The sequence below is a fragment of the Brasilonema bromeliae SPC951 genome (assembly GCF_012912135.1).
GTDB classification, from domain to species: Bacteria; Cyanobacteriota; Cyanobacteriia; order Cyanobacteriales; family Nostocaceae; genus Brasilonema; species Brasilonema bromeliae.
Genome location: NZ_QMEB01000197.1, coordinates 8838 through 12842, shown reverse-complemented (window position 1 = coordinate 12842; position 4005 = coordinate 8838). Strand labels below are relative to the sequence as shown.

General features: G+C 47.2%; 5 protein-coding genes and 1 pseudogene. 2 read left to right on the top strand and 4 right to left on the bottom strand.

Annotated features, from left to right (window positions below):
* Together DP116_RS21250 and DP116_RS21245 are read left to right on the top strand one after the other, a co-directional pair.
* Window positions 1-370: transposase (locus tag DP116_RS21250; RefSeq protein ID WP_211173424.1), on the top strand; the 370-nt coding region annotated here is incomplete at its 5' end.
* A gap of 15 nt (window positions 371-385) precedes the next feature.
* Entirely contained in the window at window positions 386-889 is a 504-nt protein-coding gene (locus tag DP116_RS21245; protein WP_169157061.1) for a zinc ribbon domain-containing protein, read from the top strand.
* A gap of 37 nt (window positions 890-926) precedes the next feature.
* On the opposite strand, the gene DP116_RS21240 is transcribed toward DP116_RS21245, so the two are convergent.
* The 4 genes and pseudogenes from DP116_RS21240 to DP116_RS29580 all read right to left on the bottom strand — a co-directional run.
* Window positions 927-1610 (bottom strand): ZIP family metal transporter, encoded by a 684-nt coding sequence (locus DP116_RS21240; RefSeq protein WP_339381513.1) that lies wholly within the window; start codon window positions 1608-1610, stop codon window positions 927-929.
* Window positions 1611-1739: 129 nt separating this feature from the next.
* The gene (locus DP116_RS21235; protein ID WP_169157060.1) at window positions 1740-2687 is read right to left on the bottom strand and encodes a cation diffusion facilitator family transporter; all 948 of its coding nucleotides are present in this window, start codon (window positions 2685-2687) and stop codon (window positions 1740-1742) included.
* A 126-nt stretch (window positions 2688-2813) separates the two neighbouring features.
* A complete protein-coding gene (locus tag DP116_RS21230) occupies window positions 2814-3695 on the bottom strand; it encodes a lipid kinase (RefSeq protein WP_169157059.1) in 882 nt (293 codons plus the stop codon).
* Window positions 3696-3708: 13 nt separating this feature from the next.
* Window positions 3709-4005: pseudogene (locus tag DP116_RS29580) on the bottom strand (heavy metal translocating P-type ATPase); the annotation flags it as partial.

Here is a 4005-nt window from a genome sequence, read left to right as displayed (position 1 = left end):
TGGAAATTCAGAAAATACCATTGATTACCTACAATATCTGCTAACTCAGTCCCCTAATCAGCGATTGCTAATTTTTTGGGATGGTGCGAGTTATCACCGTTCCAAGGAGGTTCGAGGTTTCTTGAGCGAGGTGAATCAAGGTTTGCCAACCGATCAATGGAAAATACACTGCGTTCGCTTTGCTCCCAATTGCCCAGAACAAAATCCTATTGAGGATATTTGGTTGCAAGCCAAAACATGGGTTCGACGTTTCTGTGCCTTGATTCCTTCTTTTTCGCTTTTGAAGTGGATGTTTGAGTGGTTCATTCGACACACCACCTTTGATTTTCCCACTCTTAGGATGTACGGAGTTTTTTCAAAAATCAAATAGGAGTCCTATAGAAGAATGAGAGAACGCATTCGTAATATTGTAGATGAAGCACATAAGCAAGTTGCTCATTATATCTGCTCTCAATTTGATGTGATTTTACTACCTAGCTTTGAAACATCAGAAATGGTGAGCCAGCGCGGTGGACGGGTTCCCCGGCATAAAGCGACTGGCGAACCCGTAAGGGTAGTGAAAAAGTCTATAAAGCTCAGATCAAAGTCAGTAAGAGCAATGCTCAGTTGGTCGCATTATAGATTCAAGGAATATCTAAAGTTTAAAGCACAAGAATGGAACACACAGGTAATTGAAGTGTCAGAAGCTTACACTTCAATTACCTGTACAAAGTGTGGACATATTCACACCAAATTGGGTGGAAACAAAAAATTCAAATGTCCTAGCTGTGGTCACACACTGCCAAGAGATTTGAATGGGAGCCTTGGGATATATCTTAAGGCATTGGTAGAACGTCCCGAACTCCTGCAATGGAGGGAGCATTTGTTACCAATGGGTAACCAAAGTTAACTTAAAACGTTCGGATAGTAAGGTACGCTTCGTCAAACTATTGCAGCATCTCCTCAATTACGATTAACACCAAGAAACCCACAAAGAATATTGCCACGGTCAACGGAGTATCGGGTATTTCATGTGCCTCGACAAGTAGTTCCTCTGTTACCAAGTACAGCAGTGCTACTAATCCGAACGCGAGGAACGTCGCCAAAGAGAAACCTGAAAGTCCCCCAAGCAAGGCTGAGCCTATCACTGCGCCTAGTGGGAGCAGCAAGGCAATCCCCAAGGTCGTTATCATTACCCGAGTACGCGATGCATTGGCTTGGCTGAGCGTCGTCGATACGGACAAACTGAGGAACAAAATTTCAATTGTTAGGGCAATCGTCAGCAGTATCCCCTCTTTGGCTCCCGCAGCGAACCCAATACCAATTATCAGACCGTCAATGAGCACATCCACGCCCACCGTTGCAATTAGACTGATGGATCCAGAGGCTTTCTTGACCAATTGTTTCACGGCAAGCATTACAGCTACTCCAAATGCGCCGCCAATAATAGTTGCAGGTAGCGACTTTTCATGAACTAAGTCTGGCAACAACTCACCAGCAGCGGCGGCAAACACCACGCCTGCTGCAAAATGCTGGACAACGCTTTTTAGCTTCGGTCCCGGCGTTCGCCACGCAGCGATCCCTCCACCCACGGTAGCGGCTGCTACCGGAATCAAGGTGTAAGCCAACACATTTAGGAGCTTGCTAGCCAGGAGTACCCCCTTTATGTTTGTTAAGATACGTGTTCATGAGTCAGTGATTTTTAGTTTTGTTGCTTTGATAATCCCTGTCCCTGGCAATTCATCTCTAGCAAAGATTTGTTAGTAGTCAGTGCGATCGCGTAGCGTGAAAGGAGCAGAATCGCCTTCATTGAGGGCTGTCATCTGTAGAGTAGACTCGCAAACCTTAAATTCTTGAGTTAAGCGGGTTTGCAACTGCTCTAATAACTTATCCCGCTCAAAGGCGCTCATAGATTCTACGACAAGATGGGCGCACAAAGCTACTTGTCCAGACGTAATCGTCCAGATATGCAGCATTTCTACTTGTCGGACACCTGCAAAGGAACTTAGGGCAGCTTCAACAAGAGCTACGTCAGTAGATTGGGGCGCAAGTTCCATCAGCACCCTTAAGCTATCCCAAACGAGGGGGAAAGCACTGAGGCTCATTAGGCTTGCCACGAACAAACTGGCGACTGGGTCTGCCCACAGCCAATTCAACCAATAAACCATACTAGCAGCCAAAATCACGCCCAAAAAGCCAGCGGCGTCGGCTACCACATGAAGGAAAGCACCTCGCAAATTCAGGTCATGGTGACTTTCAAAGTACAGCAAGCTGATGAGCAAGCTGTTAACCGCCAAGCCCAGTGCCGCCACAATCAACGTGGGTAAACCTGATAATGGCTCTGGGGATTGGAATCGACCAACTGCTTTCCAGGCAATTAGGGTAGCGATCGCGATTAGGGTCAATCCATTCAGCAGCGCCACCAAAATTTCTGCCCGTCGATAGCCGAAGGTCGCCTGACCCACAGCTGGACGCTGGGACAGCTTTGCTGCAAAGAGCGCTAATCCCAGAGTAAAGATATCCGAGAGCATATGCCCGGAGATCGCTAACAGTGAAAGGCTGCGAGTCCAGAACCCAGCAGCCAGTTCCATCAGCAAAAGGCTACTCCGCAGTCCCAAGACAATCCAAAGTCGCCGTACCTTTTGGGTACTTAACACAGCTGTTGTGTCGCTTTGATGATTGTGTTCAAACTTCGGAGCAATAGTCACTTTACGTTACCTCGTTCCTAATCTCTTTTTGAAAATATCGATTCAAAAACTTTACCTGACGCTACTGCGTTAACTCATTGAGGGCATGTAAAGCCTCTAGGGATCTGCATAATCATTGAGACATCCTTAAGAATATTTTCTGGGTATCAGCACTGATAAAGCTTTGGGGATCAGACGGAATTTAGCAGGTGTGTTGGTAGTTAATTCACCATCCGTGTTGATAGCGTGCAGTCGGTAAGTGTAGACTTCAATTTCTTGACATTTGTCAGTGTGGATACCCGACCACGCTTTATGTCGCCCCTGTTTCATTGCTGGCAGTAAGGCAACGATCTGCCACCAGTGACGGACATTTATACTGGACAGATGCAGTTTTTGGTCATTGATCGCTGCATTCTCACAAATTATCATGCCGCCACCGTAGTATCGACCATTTCCTACAGCAATTTGCACAGTTTTAACTCTAATTAATTCGCCGTCGAGACGGATGTCCGCTCGAAAGAGTCGGGCTTGCCAAATCACTCCTAAAGCTGTAGCTGCATAGGCTAGCACTCCCCAACGGCGCTTCAGCTCTTGATTGAGCCGCTCCGTAATTTGGACACTCAACCCCAAACTGGCAACATTGAAAAAGTGCTTTCCATTCACCCAACCGAGGTCAATGCGCTGTAATTCACCCTTTGCAATAGTCTGACAGGCGTCGGGTAGAGTTGGAGGAATCCCCAAAGTGCGGGCGAGATCGTTGGCGGTTCCCAGTGGTAAGATCCCCAAAGGAAGTTGAGTTTCTACCAGTGCATCCACAGCAGCATTCAGTGTTCCATCCCCTCCCCCAATAATCACCAAGTCAACTTGATTGCGGTGACGATGAATCATCTCTCTCAGGTGATTCGGTTTCTCGGTGTCCTCTTCAATCAGGTCAAAACCTAGCTCTCGTAGTTGTTTTACTGCCTGGGGTAAACTATGCTGTCCTCTTCGAGCGTGACGGTTCACTAACAGCAGGGCGCGTCGAGTCATGAGTATCAACCTCCTATCTCAGGACTCTGGTAGCATTAAAAATAGCCAGTAGCGCTACGCCCACATCCGCAAAAACCGCCTCCCACATCGTTGCTAAACCGAAAATTCCTAAAGCGATAAACACGCCTTTGACTACCAAAGCAAGAATGATATTCTGCCAAACAATTTGATGAGTCTTTCTGCCAACTTGTATTGCTTCCGCCACCTTTGAGGGTGCATCCGTCATCAGCACCACATCCGCAGTTTCTATCGCAGCATCAGAACCTAACCCACCCATCGCCATGCCCACGTCGGCTCTAGCAATAACTGG